We start from the raw sequence: 16,543 nt of genomic DNA on the forward strand, positions 1-16,543 counted from the left end.
AGAAAACTTCACATAAAAAGAGCAGGGATAAATCCCTGCTCTTATAATTCGTGGTACTCTCTGTAAACATCTTGTTTCTTCAATCCATGTCGTTTGGCTACCGATTTAATTGCTTCTTTAGCTAGCTGTCCTTCTTCAACTAATGCTTCAACCTGCTCTTTCAACGTTCCTTGGAATACTTCCTCTTCCAATACCTCCGTTGTGCCAGAAACTAACAAGCAGCACTCCCCTTTTAAAGAATGCTCTGATAGATAATCCATCAATTCTGTTACCGTCCCCCGCAGATATTCCTCATATAGTTTGGTTAATTCCCGACAAATCACCACATCACGGTTTCCAAGAATTTCAGAAATATTTTTGAGTGTTTCTTTTACACGATGAGGCGACTCATAGAAAATCAATGTTGCTGTCTGATTTTTCAACTCTTCTAATTCTTTCTTCTGAGCGCTTTTCTTTCGTTGTAAAAAGCCATAAAAATAAAAGGGTTGAGGCAATAATCCAGAAGCAATCAAAGCTGTCATTCCGGCAGTGGCTCCAGGCAAGGCAACCACTGGAATATCCTCTTCTATGCAAGCTACCACTAATTCATGTCCCGGATCACTAATTGAAGGCATCCCAGCATCACTGACCTGAGCAATCGATCGGCCTTTTTTTAGGAAATCCAATAACTCAGGGATTCTTTCGTTATAGTTATGTTCATGTAGGCTCTTTTGTGGAATCTTCACATCAAAGTGATTCAGCAGCTTCTGGGTATTCCGTGTATCCTCACTGGCGATTAAATCAACGGTTTGCAATGTCTTGACTGCACGAAAAGTCATATCCTCCAAATTACCGATCGGTGTCGGTACTAAATACAATGTGCCAACTTCCTGTGAGAAACTTTTCTGGATCTTCACGATCATTCTCCTAACTCATTTTCATTTTTTATCTGTTAAAAATTACTATTTCTAATTCTTTCTCGTAAATCCAATCAAAAATTTGAAAAACTAGCGTTATCTTCGTGTACAGATCAATGCAACGATAGACTAAATCCAAAACTGATTAAAAAAGTGGGTGTGACGAACAGCGTCATACCCACTATTTCTAATTCATTTTATTTTTGTTTGCTTTCACGATAAATAACATCTAAACAAAAAGCACAGGGCTCATCTGCTTCACGCCTTGATCCATAAAGCAAGTTACATACGTGAAAGCCATCTTCATAAATTTTTTCAAGATTCAAACGAGATTCTGACAATTCTTGTCGCTCATCCAAGACTGGGGACTTCTTCTCATCAATCTCACGAATCCGCTCCCGCAATCGTTCATTTTCCATCTCTAATTTAGCATTTTTTTCAACGAGCTCCAGTAAAGTCTCTTTCATCGAGACTAAATCTTCGAGATTCTTTTGCATGTCAAGCTCTAATTGATTCAAGCCATCATACAAGGAACGTCGATCCATCATGACAGATCACCTGCTTCAACTAGTTCTTGATAATCAAAATCAATCGTCGCATCACGGCCAAACAAACGAACTTTAACAACTTTACTAAGTAAATTCAGGCCGATTACTTTTCCCCGACCTTCTGGTGTATTAATTTCCTTACCATAATCAGGCATTTCTTTTTTCGCAGCTTCATATTCACCGTTTTCATATTTTAAACAACACATTAAACGACCGCAAAGTCCAGAAATTTTCGTTGGATTCAACGATAATCCTTGATCTTTAGCCATCTTGATCGAAACCGGAATAAAATCACCTAAGAAGGTCGAACAACATAATGGACGCCCGCATGGTCCGATTCCACCAAGTATTTTTGCTTCATCACGAACACCAATCTGCCTTAACTCAATTCGTGTACGGAAAACGCCTGCTAGATCTTTTACCAGCTCGCGAAAATCAATCCGTCCGTCTGCGGTAAAATAAAAAATCATTTTACTGCGATCAAAAGTATATTCTACTCGGATCAATTTCATTTCCAATTCATGAGCGCGGATTTTTTCCTTGGCAGTTTTGAAGGCCGCCTCCGCATCCGCTTCGTTTTGAGCTACTTTTTTTAATTCCTTGTCTGATGCTTTATGTAAAATTGTTTTTAAATCATCGGACAAATCTTTTTTTTCAATCTCTATTTTTGGAATTGCCACTGTCGCAATCTGGTGCGCCTGCTGTGACTCGACCAAGACTTTATCATTATAAAAATATTCGTTTTTTCCTGGCGCGTAATAGTAAATATGCCCTGCGTCTCGAAAACGAACACCCACAACTTCAACCATGGTTCTCCCTACTCTCTTAAATAACGTTAAGCATAAACGATGTGCAACGTTACTTGTTCTGCGATATTTTGAAATGATACGTTTGCTTCTAGTTTCTGACTGGCGGATAAAACATCTTCCAATAGGTAATTGTATTTTTCTACACCTATTTGATTTTGTCTCATCACTTGATCACGTTTTTCCTTCACAAAATACGCCAACATCTCAAAGGCGAGCTGTTGCTGTGCTTTGTCCTTAAACGTCCTGACCATTTTTTTCTGAACATAGATAAACGCTTGCGGATCATTTTTTTCGAGATAATTAAACCATTGAATAACAACATCTCTAGCTTCATTAAACCATTCATCTTTTGAGATTTCAACAGCTTTTGTATAACTATTTGTTAAATTTGCTAAGAGTTTTGCAGTTTTTTCAGGAATTTGTTCTGCCTCTAAACGAGACTGCAAGCGTTCTGTGGACAACGCTTGGAAGTGGATGATCTGACAACGAGAGCGAATCGTAGGTAAAATTTTTCCTAGCGATTGGGTCTCTAGAATAATCATAAAGTTAGCTGGTGGTTCTTCCAAAAACTTTAGTAGGCTGTTAGCCGAGTTCATATTCATTTTTTCCGCTTGGTGAATAATCACGACTTTTTTCGCAGATTCAAAGCCGCTTTTGGTTAACTCACTTTGCAGTGCTCTTATTTGATCAACTTTGATGGATTGTCCATCAGGTTCGATTTCAACTACATCGGGATGATCTTTACTGGTTATCCTCAGACAATTGTTACATGTTTCGCAAGGCATTTCCTCTTGCAAATTTAAACAGAACTGATGCTTGGCAAACCATAATGCCAATTCTGCTTTGCCTGTTCCTTGGTCGCCTTCAAAAAGATAAGCATGGGCCAAACGCCCATGCTCAAAACTGTTTTGTAATTGACGAAAAACAATGGGCTGAATTGTCTGGAGTTTTTTCGCTTCTTCCATCTTAATACTGGTGGAAGCCTTCGACTGGCAAGACAAATACTGTCGCACCGCCGACTTCAACTTCAACTGGATAAGGGACTTGTCCATCCAACGAAATGTCTAAAGTTACTGGTGTTGTAACGTATTGCGTCCGCGCTTGGCATGTTTCTTTGATTAAAGCCAAAGCATCTTCCACTCGTTCGTCTTCGATCCCAATAATAAAGGTACTGTTACCAGCTTTTAAGAAGCCTCCAGTAGAAGAAAGTTTAGTTGCTCGAATGTTCGCATCAATAAATTCATTGGCCAAACGATTTGAGTCTTTGTCTTGAACGATCGCTAAAATAAGTTTCATAGTTTACACCTCTCATGATTGGAAATAGTCTGGATAACGTGTCAACAATTCGTAAAAACAAGCTCTCACGACTTCGTCTAAACGCTTCCGAGCATCGATTTTTATGATCCGATCTGGATTTTCTTCTGCTAATTTTAGATAAGCATGTCGGACCCTCTGATGAAATTGTAACCCTTCCGAGTCCAAACGGTCAATTTGATTGGTTCGGTTCTTCATGATTCGTTGCAAGCCAGTATCGGAATCAACATCCAGATACAGCGTAATGTCAGGAGTCGTCCCTTCAATCGCAAATTCATTAATCTTAGCAACTTCTTCTATACCAATACCACGACCGGCACCCTGATAAGCTAATGAGCTATCAACAAAACGATCACACAAGACAATTTTATCTTCATCAAGTGCAGGCCAGACCTTTTCAATCAGATGCTGACGGCGTGCTGCGGCATAAAGCAAAGCCTCCGTTCGATCATCCATTCGATCATTGCTAGGGTCAAGGATCACGTGACGAATTTTTTCTGCGATCGGAATGCCTCCAGGTTCTCTTGTTTTGACGATAGATCGTTTCGCCGTTAATTGTAATCTAGGATAGAGCTCATTCAAAACACTGGTTTTCCCAGCACCATCTGGCCCCTCAATCGTAATAAATAATCCGTTCACGTTCTTGTCCCCCAAAATAATTTTGATCTTCTCTCTCTAAAAAAACACCGCGAAATTTTTATAATTCACGGCGTCCTTCCACTGCTTTTAACAAAGTGATTTCGTCAGCATATTCGATGTCGCTGCCAACGGATAATCCGTGAGCAAGTCGAGTAACCTTGATACCTGCTGGTTTGATCAGACGCGATAGATACATCGCAGTTGCTTCGCCTTCTGTCGTTGCATTTGTTGCGATGATAACTTCCTTTACCTCATCGTCATGTAGACGTTTGATTAAAGGTGCGATATTGATGTCTTCAGGACCTGTACCTTCCATCGGTGACAAAACACCGTGAAGGACATGATAAAGACCGTGATATTCACGAACCTTTTCCATTGACATCACATCTTTTGGTTCTTCCACAACTAGAATCGTGCCACGATCACGAGTTGTATCCGAACAAATCTCGCAAGGATCTTCTTCCGTGATATTCCCACAAACACTGCAAAAACGCAAATCCCTTTTAACACTGATCAACGAGCGTGCAAATTCATTTACCGATTCGTCTTTCATATCAATTGTAAAAAAGGCTAAACGTGTCGCTGTTTTTTGACCGATTCCCGGCAGCTTCATATAGCTTTCAATCAACTTTGCAATTGGTTCTGGATATTGCATTCTGTCCTTCCTCTCTTCCAGAAAGGCTTCACGAACTCGTTCAGCTTTTGAGCTCCAAGTAGGTACTTGTTCCACATCAGCTCTGCAAGCAGTCACTGTATGCGTAGCTTGCGTAGAAAAGCTAGTTCGTTAAGCCGGACATGGATAATACTACTAGCAAAAACAATATATCTTTGAAAAAGTAATATTTTTTGCTGAGATCAAAGTCGCTTACATTCCAGGAAGTCCCTTTGTATATTTCCCCATCGTTTGATCGGTTTCTTTTGTAATCTTAGTAATCGCATCATTAACTGCTAAAACAATCATGTCTTGTAACATATCAGGATCTTCTGGATCAATTAATTCCGGATTGATTGTCATTGCTTTCATATTTTTATCCCCAGTAAATGTCACTGTGACTAAATCGTTGGTTGAACTTCCAGTGAATTCTTTCGCATTCAGTTCATCCTGAGCCTTTACCATTTCTTTTTGCATTTTTTGCATTTGTTTCATCATGCCTTGCATGTTTCCCATTCCGCGCATCATTGTATCTATTCGCTCCTTTAATTAATAAATTTATTTCATAAAACTACTTACCAATTGCCTTAAAGCTTAAAGTATGAAGAAAACCTAATACACTTTAATCATCTTTAATTGTTACAAGATCGCCAAACAGACTCTTTGCTTGCTCAACAACTTCATTCGTTTCCTCAGGTATTAAAGTAATTTCATCATCTGTCTCATTCGTTTCAGCTGCTACTGGGCGATCATGATGCTGACTGACAAAAGCTTGTCGTAATCGTGGCCAGCTTTCACGAGTAATAAAGACAAATTCTGGCGTGTACCCCTTGATCATCATACTCAAAGTGTTTTGCATATTCAAGCGAAGCTCATCGCTGCTATCAGCTCGTTGACAGACAATCTCATAATCAAATGCGATTAACATCAGATCAGGTCCTGCCGCCATTGGTTCGCTAGCCTTCAACATCGCCCGTTGTGTGACTGGCAAAGCCATTAACAGGTCTTCCCAAACATTCTTCACACTTAGTAAATGATCTTTAGTTGCCTCACTTAACACTTGATACACACGTTCTGTCGGAACACGATAGGTGCTTGCAGTTTTCTTCGGTGCCGTTTTGCGCTCTTCTTTTTCAACCGTTGGCTGTTTTTTTAATTGTTGAACTTCTTTTTGAAGCTGCTGTATTTGAGTCTTCAAGGCAGTGAATTCTGCTTGATCTGCTGGTTGTGTCGCAGATGCTACTGCTATTTGGTTGCTTGAAGAATCACCAATTGCAATATTAGCAGACGTTTGCGGTGTCGCCAATTTCACCGTCGCTACTTCTAAATAAACATTGGCATGATTGGTAAATCGAATCTCGTTTTGTGTCTCGCTCAAAATTTTAATCATGACATACAAACGGTCAGAAGGTGTAGAACCCGCTAATTGTTTAAACGTTTCAGTTAAATAAGCAGCACGACTTTCCAATAACTTGGGTGCTTGCTGGTAGATCAGCAAATCACGACAGTACAGTAACAAATCTTCCGTTAAGCGTCGAGCTTCTTTCCCCTCTGCTAAAATATTTTCCAGAACTTCTAGCGCTCCACTCACATCTTGCTGCAAACAAGCACCGATAAAACTGTCCATCATTTCTGTAGTCAAACTGCCAGTCACGGCTAACGCATCTTCTAAGGTAATTTTTTCATTACTGAAGGAAATCGCTTGATCCAAAATACTTAACGCATCTCGCATCCCGCCTTCAGCCGCTCGTGCGATTACGGACAGCGCCTGCTCTTCATAAGGCTGATTGCTTTGTTCAAGAATATAAGCCATCCGTCCAATAATTGCTTGAACATCAATGCGTTTAAAATCAAATCGTTGTGTTCGTGAAATGATCGTAGCTGGAATCTTATGCGGCTCAGTTGTTGCTAAGACGAAGATCACATGTTCCTTCGGTTCTTCTAACGTTTTTAATAAGGCATTGAAGGCACCCGTAGAAAGCATATGGACTTCATCGATAATGTAGACTTTATATTTCGCTGTCGTCGGCGCGTAGTTCGCTCGATCGCGAATAAAACGGATTTCTTCCACACCGTTGTTGCTGGCCGCATCAATCTCAATCACGTCTTCTTGTCGTCCGTCTGTAATTGAACGACACATCTCACACTCGTTGCAAGGTTCCCCATCCACACTATTCGGACAATTGATGGCTTTGGCAAAAATTTTCGCCGCACTAGTTTTCCCTGTTCCGCGGGGACCGGTAAATAAATAGGCATGGGAAGTTTTCTGTTGTTGGATTGCATTTTTCAGCGTTTTGGTAATCGCTTCCTGTCCAACAAGGTCATCAAACCGTTGCGACCGCCAAACGCGGTAAAGTGCTTGATACGCCATAATTCTCCTCTTTTCTTTCAAAATCACTGCTTTTTATTATACGTGATTTCGAGTAAAAAAACTATAGAAACCAATTGTCTAATGCAATTGTTTAGTGTCTTTTAATTTGTCGGTTGGCTTCCTTTCTATTTAGAAAAAGCCCTGTGGTATAATAGAAAAAACGTTTTTATGGAGGGATATTCATGGGACTATTTAAAGCAGCAACTAGCAGTATTGGCGGTGGTTTAGCCGATCAATGGCTGGAAATTATCGAACCAGCCGATATGGGACAAACAACAGTTATGTCAAAAGGCGTGGCCGTTCGAAAGGATGATAAACGCGGAAGCAATAAAAAAGGAACCAGCGATGTAATCACAGATGGTTCTGTGATTCATGTCTATCCAAATATGATGATGCTCTTAGTAGACGGTGGTAAGATTATTGATTATACCGCCGAAGAAGGCTACTACACCGTTGAAAACAATTCTGCTCCATCCATGTTTAATGGTTCATTAAAAGATGCGGTCGCTGAAACATTCAGTCGCTTCAAGTTTGGCGGTGTGACCCCACAGAAACAGCAAGTCTTTTATATTAACTTGCAAGAAATTAAAGGAATCAAATTCGGGACCAGTACTCCGTTGAATTATTTTGATAATTTCTACAATGCAGAGCTATTCTTGCGGGCGCACGGAACCTACTCCATCAAAGTAACTGATCCAATTCTTTTCTTCGCAAATGCGATCCCAAGAAATATGGATCAGGTTGATATTAGCGATATCAATGAACAATATTTGCAAGAATTTCTAACAGGCTTACAAGCTGCAATTAATCAAATGTCTGCCGATGGACAACGAATCTCATATGTTCCATCAAAAAGCTTGGAACTTAGCAAATACTTATCTGATGCATTAGATGACAGCTGGAAAGAATTGCGAGGAATGGAAATTGTTTCAGTGGCAGTTGCCAGCATCTCTTATACCGATGACTCAACGAAATTAATCAACATGCGAAATGAAGGTGCCATGTTAGGTGATCCTAACGTGCGTGAAGGCTACGTCCAAGGCTCAGTTGCTCGTGGCATGGAAGCTGCTGGTAAAAATGATGCAGGCGCTGCTACTGGTTTCTTCGGAATGGGTATGGGAATGAACGCTGGCGGAGACTATCTCAACCAAGCTTCGCAAAATAATAATCAACAAATGCAACAGAATCAACAGGCTCAACAAAAAAACACAGGTGATCAATGGACTTGCCCGAAATGCGGCGAAAAAAATTCTGGTAAATTCTGCAGCAACTGCGGAGAACCAAAGCCAGCTCCAGCAGCCGCAGCAAAAATCCAAATGAAGTGCAGCGACTGCGGTGAAACAGTTGATTTAAGCAATGGCGTTCCGAAATTCTGTCCGCATTGCGGTAAGCCCTTCAAAGGTGTTCCGATCGACTAAACTATTACTAACCATAGGAGGACCTGCAAATGGCAGATGTATTGACGCATCATTGTCCCAACTGTGGCGGACCTTTGACATTTAATCCAAGTGATCAAAAATTCCATTGTGATTATTGTTTAAGTATTTTTACAGTGGAGGATATCGAAAAATTTGAAGCTAAAGAAGCTGCCCCAGCTGAGGATGGAGTAACAGAAACTACTACCGTTAAGGAAGAAAGTACTGATGATGTCGATCTCTTTCTATGTCCCAGCTGTGGTGCTCAAATTGTCACTGATCACACTACCGCCGCAACCTACTGTTACTTTTGTCATAATCCTGTCGTATTGTCAGGACGTTTGACAGGAGAATTTTTACCGAATAAAGTTTTACCTTTTAAAATCGACCGCGAAAAAGCCACCGCAGATTTTTTAGCATGGACACAAAAGAAACGCTTTATTCCAAAAGATTTTTTCAACAAAGAACAAATCGAAAAAATGACTGGTGTTTATTTTCCCTATTGGGTAGTTGACGCTGAGACTGCTGGTAATTTGACGGGCAAAGGGACCTCTTTGCGGGTCTGGATCGTCGGTGAAATTGAATACACTGAAACAAAAGTCTATCAGATTTTCCGAAAAGGCAAAGCGAAGATTCGTCATTTAACCAAGAATGCCCTTCAAAAAAATCTGCAGCAAAAAATGGTCGAAGGAGTACAGCCTTTCCCGATTGATCAAGCCGTGGACTTCCATACTGAGTACTTATCAGGCTTCCAAGCAGAAAAGCGGGATATTGAAATCAAGGACTTAGCTGATCAGATTGAACATGAATTAACCGAGTACACAGAAGACTTGTTACGAGATACGGTTTCGGGATATACCACCTTTACAGCCGGCAATAAATCCGTAAATGTAGAGAAACAGGACAATCACTATATGTTACTCCCTGTCTGGCTTGTGACGTATCAAGATGCTTCGAAGAAAACCTATTATTATGCGATGAATGGCCAAACAGGTAAAGTCAGCGGAATTCTGCCGATCAGTAATAAACGTTTAGGATTGTTCTCAGCTGGGATTTTCGCTGCGATTATGATAATTGCTGTGATTGTGGGGTATTTCCTATGAAAAAAATCCTATTATTGATTGGCTTTTTAGCATTCTTGAGCCCGTTGAAGGTCTCTGCCGCTTCTAATACGGTAGATGATCAGGCAAATCTTCTAACACCGGAAGAACGAACCGAATTGTCTAATCAAGCAGATGCCATTAATCAAAAGATCAAAGGCGAAGTGTTTATTTTAACTACTGATACCAACTCAGAGGAACCACGAAAATTTGCGGATGATCAGCTAAGAGCACGCATCGGAAATGATCATAATGGTGCCTTGCTTTTATTGGATATGAACCAACGCGAAATTTATCTCTCAACTTCAGGGAATCTGATCGACTACATCAATGATAAACGGCGTGATAAGCTTTTAGATGATGTCGAGGGAGCAATGAGAGACGGCGATTATTATCAAGCAAGTAAAAATTTCTTGTTTAATGCACAAGAATTCGTTGACGATGGCGTTCCTGGTGGGGCTTATCGTATTGATGAAAAAACCGGAAAAATCACCCGTTATAAATCCATCAGACCAATTGAATTCATTATCGGTTTTGTCATTGCAGCAGTGGCGGCAATCGCCTTTTTTGTTTCTGTACGCTTGCGTTATCAATTAAAAGCTGGGACTTATCGTTACCCATATCGTCAAAATGCGCAATTAGATTTGACTGAACGTCAAGACCAATTAGTGAATTCCTTTGTTACCACTCGGCGGATTCCTAAACCCTCTAACAACAATGGAGGCGGCGGTGGTGGCAGTACCACTCACTCTAGCGGTGGTGGAACCTTTGGCGGTGGCGGACGCAGTTTTTAATCAAATAAAATAAAAAATGTTATCACTATACACCAGAGCCTTTCAAAACTAATGAAAAACTCTGGTGTTTTCATGTATTTTCTTGAATTCACCCTATGATTTTGCTAAACTTTTAGGGTTAATAGAAATAAAGGAGCACATCGATGAAAAAAAAGAGAAGTTTCCCCCTTGTTTTGGTTGCCCTAGTACTTTTCTTCCAAAGTCTCATTGGAATCCCCGTCCATGCGGCAGATGAGTTTTCAGTCAATGCGAATGCAGGATACGCCATTGATGCTGATTCAGGAAAAGTTTTTTTCAACCAAGACGGCGACTCTCCCAAAGGCATTGCTTCTATCACTAAAACGATCACGGCATACCTCGTTTTAGAAGCGATTAAACAGCAAAAAATCTCTTGGGAGCAAGAAGTACCGATCTCTGAATACGCTGAACAATTAAGTACTGTTCCTGAATTGTCAAATGTAACGTTGGTTCGTGATCAGAAATATACAGTCAAAGATCTTTTTGAAGCCATGATCGTTCAATCAGCCAATGCCTGTGCGGTTGCTCTAGCTGAACTCATTGCCGGCAATGAGCATACCTTTGTGAATCAAATGCGCGAACAGCTCACAGAGTGGGGCATCAAAGACGCGACAATCATTAATGCTTCTGGTTTGAGTAATGTTTATCTAGGCGAACATATCTATCCTGGTACCGAAGAAAATGATGAGAATCTAATGTCGGCTAGAGATGTGGCAATCGTAGCCCAGCACCTGATCAAGGATTTCCCAGAAATTTTGGAAATTTCTAAGATCAAGGAAAAGACATTCGCTCCAAATTCAACTCAACCAACTGAAATGGAAAATTGGAATGTTATGTTATTTGATGGTCCGAATTATAAAGAAGGCGTTGATGGCTTAAAAACTGGTACTACTGATTTAGCTGGTGCTTGTTTTGTCGGTACGATCCAAAAAGACGGACGCCGTGTTATCACAGTCATCTTAAATGCACTAAATCAACCAAATGATGAGAACGCACGATATGTCGAAACAAGTAACTTGATGGATTATTGTTTAAATAATTGGAGTCAGCAAGACGTAACTGTTGCTGGACAGACACCCACTGATAAAAAAGAACTAAAAGTCACAGATGGCAAGAAAAAAACAGTTGCTTTAGCCATGGAAAAACCTGTTAAGCTTTGGATTCGAAACGATATGGATCCTAAAAATTTAACGATTAAGACAACCTTAGATCATTCATTGCTGGACAATAATGCAATCATTGCACCGGTCCACAAGAATGAAAAAATTGGTACTGTCAGTGTCGCTTTAGCCCAAGATACTTTGGGCTATGTCCAAGAAAACGAAGGTGCAAAAACAGATCTCGTAACCAAGAGTGCCGTTGAAAAAGCCAGTACATTCGAATTGATTTGGCAAAAAATTACAGGTATCTTTGCATAAAATAAAAAAATTTCAAGAACATCGACAGTTTCAGACTGTAGAAAAAAGCTGTTCCAAGTTCATATTTCGAGCTTGGAACAGCTTCTTTTATCTAATTTATTTCTTTTCCTTTGTTTTAAAGGGAAAATACAACTCGACTTCCCCTTCTGCGAAATGTGGTAAATAATGTTCATGGATCGCACCGGCAAGCTTCAGATTTTCCATAGGGAAGATTTCTCCCAACATTAGATTTGTCGCCTCTTCAATTTTTTCCGCACTAGCCTTAACTGTCAAATAGCTCATTGGCGGTATTTCCCAACGAATCCATCCTTCAGGTGCTTGGGCTTTTTCCGGCACTTGAACACCAGCTAAATAACGTCCCTCATTTTGCCACGGCTCTAACCAATGCTCCGCATCACTCATCAGACCCCATAGCTGCAAATCCTTCATTTCTTGTCCTGCCAAAAGATCAACCAATTCTTCAAAATGAGTGTTCATTTGATCCCATAATAATGGCACCCACGATTGCCCATCCTCAGCTAAACCATGTCCTTCTTTTCCGACAACAAAAATAGTGGGCAGATCCACGCGATCAATGCCTTTAATCTTCATCCATATCCCTCCTAGATCATTTTAGTAAATTACTTTTTGAAATATACTCTTATTACGAATACTATCTTACTTAATTTATTCATCCTTTATACTCAGTTCATTAAAAATGAAAAGAGTAACTGTAAAAAGCAAAAACCGACATCCTCCACTTAAGTTTACTAATCTTCCTAAATAAAACCAACTAATAGTTCTTAACTGCGCATTTCACCCGTTCTTTGTTATACTGACATATAAACAAGCATAAGCTAATCATCAAAAAAGCTTAAAAATATATTTCCCAAATTTCAAAGGAGTGATGGGATGGATTTTCAACGAGATTTACTTGCTTTAGCCATCTATTTTATTGTTTTAATTAGTGTAATGATTCGTTTCAAACAAAACAAATTTAGTAATTTTGCATTGTGGACAGGCATTTTTCTTGTCTTATATTTTTGTGTGATTGAAATTCAAAAGAAAACCTTTTATATTTTGATCCCGCTTTTCTTCTTTTTATTGTTTCGCTATTTTTATATTAAAGAGAAATGCCGCTTACGAAATGGCTGGCTACTGAATCTTGCACTAATAAGTTTTATGGGCTACGTAGCGCTTGTAACCCTTACCGCAAGCTCTTTGATTGGTATGGGTATCTTAGGACTATTAGCACTCTTATTTTTAATGACCATATTGTTTGGTATCTACGCGGCCGTAATCTTCTTGATTGGCAATAGTTTCATTGTCTTGCGACACGAATCACGCAAACTGCCTAACTTGTTGACCTTGATTCTGGGTTTGGCGATCGTAGCATTGATTATTTTACGAACGATCGGTCCACGAATACTTCCTGATTGGTCAGTCATTTTGCTTTCGATTCCGACGACGATCGCGTTTTATTTCTTTGTCGTCTTTTGGAATTTTTTATCGATCTCATTGATTTATCAACTCAATAAACCAAAATATAATCAGGATTTTGTGATTGTTTTAGGTGCTGGATTAATCGGTGGTAAAAAAGTCACGCCATTATTGGCCAAACGGATTGATCGTGCAATTCAATTTTACCGCGAACAAAGCGAAAAAACATTATCACCGCCCCAGCTTTTAATGTCTGGTGGACAAGGACCTGATGAAAAGATTCCTGAATCGCAAGCAATGAGAGAATATGCTTTGGAGCAGGGAATTCCAGACGAAGATATTATTATGGAGGCACAATCTACCAATACTCTTGAAAACATGAAGTTTAGTAAAGAAATTATGGAACGTGAAAAACCGAGTGGCTATCACGCAATCTTTACTTCAAATAACTACCACATTTTTAGGGCCGGAATGTATGCCGAAGATGTTGGTTTAAAAATCGACGGTATCGGTTCAAAAACTGCACGCTACTATTTGCCGAATGCTTTTCTTAGAGAATTTATTGCAGTAGCCTTAATGAATAAACGTCTTCATCTGATTGTTTGTGGATTGATTACCTTTGGGTTTGTAGCCTTGGCGATCCTTAATTTTCTTTTTGTCCGATAACTAATATGCTTTTGCCCTTCAAGAATCACAAAAAGGCAGCTTCTCCTTATCTTTTAGAGAAGCTGCCTTTATTTCTATTCTGCTCGCAATGCAATTGCAGCATCTTTCTTCGCTGCCATTCTTGCTGGAATATGACCACCGATCATGGTTAATACCGTTGAAACAATGATCAAGATAACGCCGTGAACTGGATTTAATTGCGCAACATTTTCTAATTCAGTCATATTGTATAAAATCGCATTGATTGGAAAAGTTGCCAAGTAGGCAATCAATACGCCAAGTGTTCCAGATGCAACCCCTAAAATACAGGTTTCTGCATCAAATACACGAGTAATATCTTTTTTTCGTGCCCCTAAAGCTTTCAAAACACCAATTTCCTTCGTCCGTTCAATGACTGACGTATAGGTAATAATACCGATCATGATCATACTGGTCACTAAAGAAATTCCAGCAAAGGCGATCAATACATAAGTGATGGCATCCATCAAACCACCAGTCAATTCAGTCATCGTTCCTGCTAGATCAGTATAGATGATTTTATCTTCTTTTTTCTTTCCTTTGTTGTAATCATCTAAATAGCTCAAGATTTGTTCTTTGTCCTTGTAGTTATTTGGATAGATCATAATACTGCTAGGGATACTATCTCCCCCTAGATAAGCCAATGTACTTTCTTTAGTTGCATCGTCTAATTTTTCATTTGTCATGACGTTTATGTCTGTATCTCTTTGTGCTTTAACAATTTCAGAGTTTTCATTATCTTTAACGATTTTAGAGGTTAGCTCGTTACTATAGGCAATTCCCGGTGCTAAAAGATTCATTGTTGATGATTCCTTCACCCGTAAAATTCCAGAAATTTTCAGTGTGTCATTGTTGGCATTATCATACATCGCTTTGTAATCATTATTAGGAATAAAGTTACCTGTCGGTATTTTTGAATAGTATTCATTGTTATTAATCAACTTAAATTCAGTACCAACGATTTTGTCAAAATCTACCTTTTCGTCATCCTTAACGTCAAATCCAAGATTTTTCAACGAATTGATATTGGTACTATTATTCGCATCAACAATCAATACAACGTCTGTATTGGCTTTTGGATAAGCACCAGCCAGCAATTTATAGTTATCCTTTAAGAAATTACCTGAGTCTTTATCTAGCTGTGTTGGAAACGAAGACACACCCATTCCTGTCATACTAGACATCGCACTCATCATTGAAGGACCATTATCTGGCGAATCATTAGATAGTTTTACTGGCTTCACATCGCCATCAATATCACGTAAAAGATTCATACCAACCACACGAGTAAAGCCAATATTATTACTCAATTTAGGATCGATATCATTAATATAATCAACATAATCCTGATTGATTTTATTCGTATGCTGGGCTTTGTCCTCATCACTGATCTTTGCCACAACACTATTTTTCGTGTCTTTATTTGACCCGCTGGCCTTTTCTGAACCGAGTGCCCGATCGCGATTAGCCGATTGATCTGTTGTTGTTTTTGAGATCGTGATTGGATACTTCGCCATAGTCTCAGCTTGCGTGCTATCGATTTGCTTTTGGAATCCACTGGATAGTGAAAGCACAATCCCGATACTGATGATCCCAATACTTGAAGCGAAGGCAGTTAAGAAGGTCCGACCTTTTTTCGTCCGTAAATTATTAAAGGAAAGCTTCAATGCGGTCACGAATTTCATTTTCGTACGTTTTAATTGAAATTGTTCTCCTTTTTTTCCTTCAATATGCGGATGAGAATCATCCATAATCCGACCATCGGAAAATCTGATGGTCCGATCAGCATATTTATCTGCTAATTCAGGGTTATGAGTCACCATGATGACTAATTTCTCTTTCGACAATTCTTGAATTAGATTCATGATTTGCACACTGGTTTCCGTATCTAACGCCCCGGTTGGCTCATCACAAAGTAAAATATCAGGATCGTTCGCCAACGCTCGAGCAATGGCGACCCGCTGCATCTGGCCCCCAGAAAGTTGGTTCGGTTTCTTATGCATATGATCGGCCAATCCGACTCGTCGTAAAGCGTCCTCTGCTCTTTGTTGTTTCTCTTCTTTTGAAACCCCGCTTAACGTCATACCAAGTTCCACGTTGTCGATGATTCCTAAATGACTAATCAAATTATAGCTTTGAAAAACGAATCCGATGGAGTTATTACGATAAGCATCCCAATCGGCATCCTTAAAGGTTTTAGTTGATTTCCCATCAATCACCATATCACCAGAATCATAGTTATCTAAGCCGCCAATCACATTCAACATAGTCGTCTTACCTGATCCGCTGGCACCTAAAATTGCGACAAATTCTTACCGCCGAAATGCGACTGATACACCATCTAAAGCCTTGGTTGTCGTATCCCCCACATGATAGTATTTCTTAATGTCTTTTAATTCTAACATTACGTCACCCTTTTCTTTCTGTTTACATCGTAAAGATAGCATGGCATTATTAACTCAAAAT

16 protein-coding genes are annotated in these 16,543 nt (G+C 39.6%); 5 read left to right on the forward strand and 11 right to left on the reverse strand.

All coding sequences use genetic code 11. The features are described from left to right. Window positions 1-41 precede the first annotated feature (41 nt). The 9 genes from rsmI to dnaX all read right to left on the reverse strand — a co-directional run bounded on the left by rsmI (window position 42) and on the right by dnaX (window position 7,229). Window positions 42-902, reverse strand: coding sequence for a 16S rRNA (cytidine(1402)-2'-O)-methyltransferase (rsmI, locus tag OMU_RS16030; RefSeq protein ID WP_034876563.1), 861 nt, complete (start codon window positions 900-902; stop codon window positions 42-44). Between the two features lie 191 nt (window positions 903-1,093). Then, window positions 1,094-1,441 carry a DNA replication initiation control protein YabA gene (locus OMU_RS16035; RefSeq protein ID WP_034876619.1) on the reverse strand — a complete coding sequence of 116 codons (348 nt, stop codon included), beginning with the start codon at window positions 1,439-1,441 and terminating at the stop codon, window positions 1,094-1,096. Continuing rightward, window positions 1,441-2,253, reverse strand: coding sequence for a PSP1 domain-containing protein (locus tag OMU_RS16040; protein WP_016180911.1), 813 nt, complete (start codon window positions 2,251-2,253; stop codon window positions 1,441-1,443). Before OMU_RS16040 ends, OMU_RS16035 begins: the two co-directional genes overlap by 1 nt. A 26-nt stretch (window positions 2,254-2,279) precedes the next feature. Further along, window positions 2,280-3,218 carry a DNA polymerase III subunit delta' gene (holB, locus tag OMU_RS16045; protein ID WP_016180912.1) on the reverse strand — a complete coding sequence of 313 codons (939 nt, stop codon included), beginning with the start codon at window positions 3,216-3,218 and terminating at the stop codon, window positions 2,280-2,282. Between the two features lies 1 nt (window position 3,219). Next, window positions 3,220-3,549 (reverse strand): cyclic-di-AMP receptor, encoded by a 330-nt coding sequence (locus tag OMU_RS16050; protein ID WP_010740793.1) that lies wholly within the window; start codon window positions 3,547-3,549, stop codon window positions 3,220-3,222. Window positions 3,550-3,561: 12 nt separating this feature from the next. Beyond that, window positions 3,562-4,206, reverse strand: a complete 645-nt coding sequence (gene tmk, locus OMU_RS16055; RefSeq protein WP_016180913.1) for a dTMP kinase — start codon at window positions 4,204-4,206, stop codon at window positions 3,562-3,564. A gap of 58 nt (window positions 4,207-4,264) precedes the next feature. After that, window positions 4,265-4,861, reverse strand: a complete 597-nt coding sequence (recR, locus tag OMU_RS16060) for a recombination mediator RecR (RefSeq protein WP_016180914.1) — start codon at window positions 4,859-4,861, stop codon at window positions 4,265-4,267. A 210-nt stretch (window positions 4,862-5,071) separates the two neighbouring features. Continuing rightward, window positions 5,072-5,386 carry a YbaB/EbfC family nucleoid-associated protein gene (locus OMU_RS16065; protein WP_016180915.1) on the reverse strand — a complete coding sequence of 105 codons (315 nt, stop codon included), beginning with the start codon at window positions 5,384-5,386 and terminating at the stop codon, window positions 5,072-5,074. Between the two features lie 94 nt (window positions 5,387-5,480). After that, window positions 5,481-7,229, reverse strand: a complete 1,749-nt coding sequence (gene dnaX, locus OMU_RS16070; RefSeq protein ID WP_016180916.1) for a DNA polymerase III subunit gamma/tau — start codon at window positions 7,227-7,229, stop codon at window positions 5,481-5,483. 182 nt (window positions 7,230-7,411) lie between these two features. Here dnaX and OMU_RS16075 point away from each other — a divergent pair, with 182 nt between their 5' ends. From OMU_RS16075 to OMU_RS16090, 4 genes are all read left to right on the forward strand, one after another. Beyond that, complete coding sequence (locus tag OMU_RS16075) at window positions 7,412-8,647, forward strand: SPFH domain-containing protein (RefSeq protein WP_016180917.1); 1,236 nt, start codon at window positions 7,412-7,414, stop codon at window positions 8,645-8,647. Between the two features lie 29 nt (window positions 8,648-8,676). Then, entirely contained in the window at window positions 8,677-9,747 is a 1,071-nt protein-coding gene (locus tag OMU_RS16080) for a TFIIB-type zinc ribbon-containing protein (RefSeq protein WP_016180918.1), read from the forward strand. After that, a complete protein-coding gene (locus tag OMU_RS16085) occupies window positions 9,744-10,538 on the forward strand; it encodes a TPM domain-containing protein (protein ID WP_016180919.1) in 795 nt (264 codons plus the stop codon). The genes OMU_RS16080 and OMU_RS16085 overlap by 4 nt, the downstream gene beginning before the upstream one ends. A gap of 143 nt (window positions 10,539-10,681) precedes the next feature. Then, window positions 10,682-11,974: a serine hydrolase gene (locus tag OMU_RS16090; protein WP_016180920.1), complete on the forward strand. Its 1,293-nt coding sequence runs from the start codon at window positions 10,682-10,684 to the stop codon at window positions 11,972-11,974. 96 nt (window positions 11,975-12,070) lie between these two features. Here OMU_RS16090 and OMU_RS16095 read toward each other — a convergent pair whose 3' ends face one another. Next, entirely contained in the window at window positions 12,071-12,565 is a 495-nt protein-coding gene (locus OMU_RS16095; RefSeq protein ID WP_016180921.1) for a GyrI-like domain-containing protein, read from the reverse strand. 300 nt (window positions 12,566-12,865) lie between these two features. Between OMU_RS16095 and OMU_RS16100 the strand changes: the two genes are divergently transcribed. Further along, the gene (locus tag OMU_RS16100) at window positions 12,866-14,059 is read left to right on the forward strand and encodes a YdcF family protein (RefSeq protein ID WP_016180922.1); all 1,194 of its coding nucleotides are present in this window, start codon (window positions 12,866-12,868) and stop codon (window positions 14,057-14,059) included. A gap of 74 nt (window positions 14,060-14,133) precedes the next feature. Here OMU_RS16100 and OMU_RS16105 read toward each other — a convergent pair whose 3' ends face one another. Continuing rightward, window positions 14,134-16,377: an ABC transporter ATP-binding protein/permease gene (locus tag OMU_RS16105; RefSeq protein ID WP_233421632.1), complete on the reverse strand. Its 2,244-nt coding sequence runs from the start codon at window positions 16,375-16,377 to the stop codon at window positions 14,134-14,136. Window positions 16,378-16,543 lie beyond the last annotated feature (166 nt).

Source organism: Enterococcus avium ATCC 14025, assembly GCF_000406965.1.
Classification (GTDB): Bacteria; Bacillota; Bacilli; order Lactobacillales; family Enterococcaceae; genus Enterococcus_A; species Enterococcus_A avium.

Excerpts from the sequence above, each read along its gene's own strand:
- dnaX (WP_016180916.1), bottom strand. The coding sequence starts at position 7,229 with ATGGCGTATCAAGCACTTTACCGCGTTTGGCGGTCGCAACGGTTTGAT.
- OMU_RS16080 (WP_016180918.1), top strand. The coding sequence starts at position 8,677 with ATGGCAGATGTATTGACGCATCATTGTCCCAACTGTGGCGGACCTTTG.
- OMU_RS16100 (WP_016180922.1), top strand. The coding sequence starts at position 12,866 with ATGGATTTTCAACGAGATTTACTTGCTTTAGCCATCTATTTTATTGTT.
- recR (WP_016180914.1), bottom strand. The coding sequence starts at position 4,861 with ATGCAATATCCAGAACCAATTGCAAAGTTGATTGAAAGCTATATGAAG.
- rsmI (WP_034876563.1), bottom strand. The coding sequence starts at position 902 with ATGATCGTGAAGATCCAGAAAAGTTTCTCACAGGAAGTTGGCACATTG.
- OMU_RS16075 (WP_016180917.1), top strand. The coding sequence starts at position 7,412 with ATGGGACTATTTAAAGCAGCAACTAGCAGTATTGGCGGTGGTTTAGCC.
- OMU_RS16040 (WP_016180911.1), bottom strand. The coding sequence starts at position 2,253 with ATGGTTGAAGTTGTGGGTGTTCGTTTTCGAGACGCAGGGCATATTTAC.
- OMU_RS16090 (WP_016180920.1), top strand. The coding sequence starts at position 10,682 with ATGAAAAAAAAGAGAAGTTTCCCCCTTGTTTTGGTTGCCCTAGTACTT.
- OMU_RS16035 (WP_034876619.1), bottom strand. The coding sequence starts at position 1,441 with ATGGATCGACGTTCCTTGTATGATGGCTTGAATCAATTAGAGCTTGAC.
- OMU_RS16085 (WP_016180919.1), top strand. The coding sequence starts at position 9,744 with ATGAAAAAAATCCTATTATTGATTGGCTTTTTAGCATTCTTGAGCCCG.
- OMU_RS16065 (WP_016180915.1), bottom strand. The coding sequence starts at position 5,386 with ATGATGCGCGGAATGGGAAACATGCAAGGCATGATGAAACAAATGCAA.
- OMU_RS16050 (WP_010740793.1), bottom strand. The coding sequence starts at position 3,549 with ATGAAACTTATTTTAGCGATCGTTCAAGACAAAGACTCAAATCGTTTG.
- OMU_RS16095 (WP_016180921.1), bottom strand. The coding sequence starts at position 12,565 with ATGAAGATTAAAGGCATTGATCGCGTGGATCTGCCCACTATTTTTGTT.
- holB (WP_016180912.1), bottom strand. The coding sequence starts at position 3,218 with ATGGAAGAAGCGAAAAAACTCCAGACAATTCAGCCCATTGTTTTTCGT.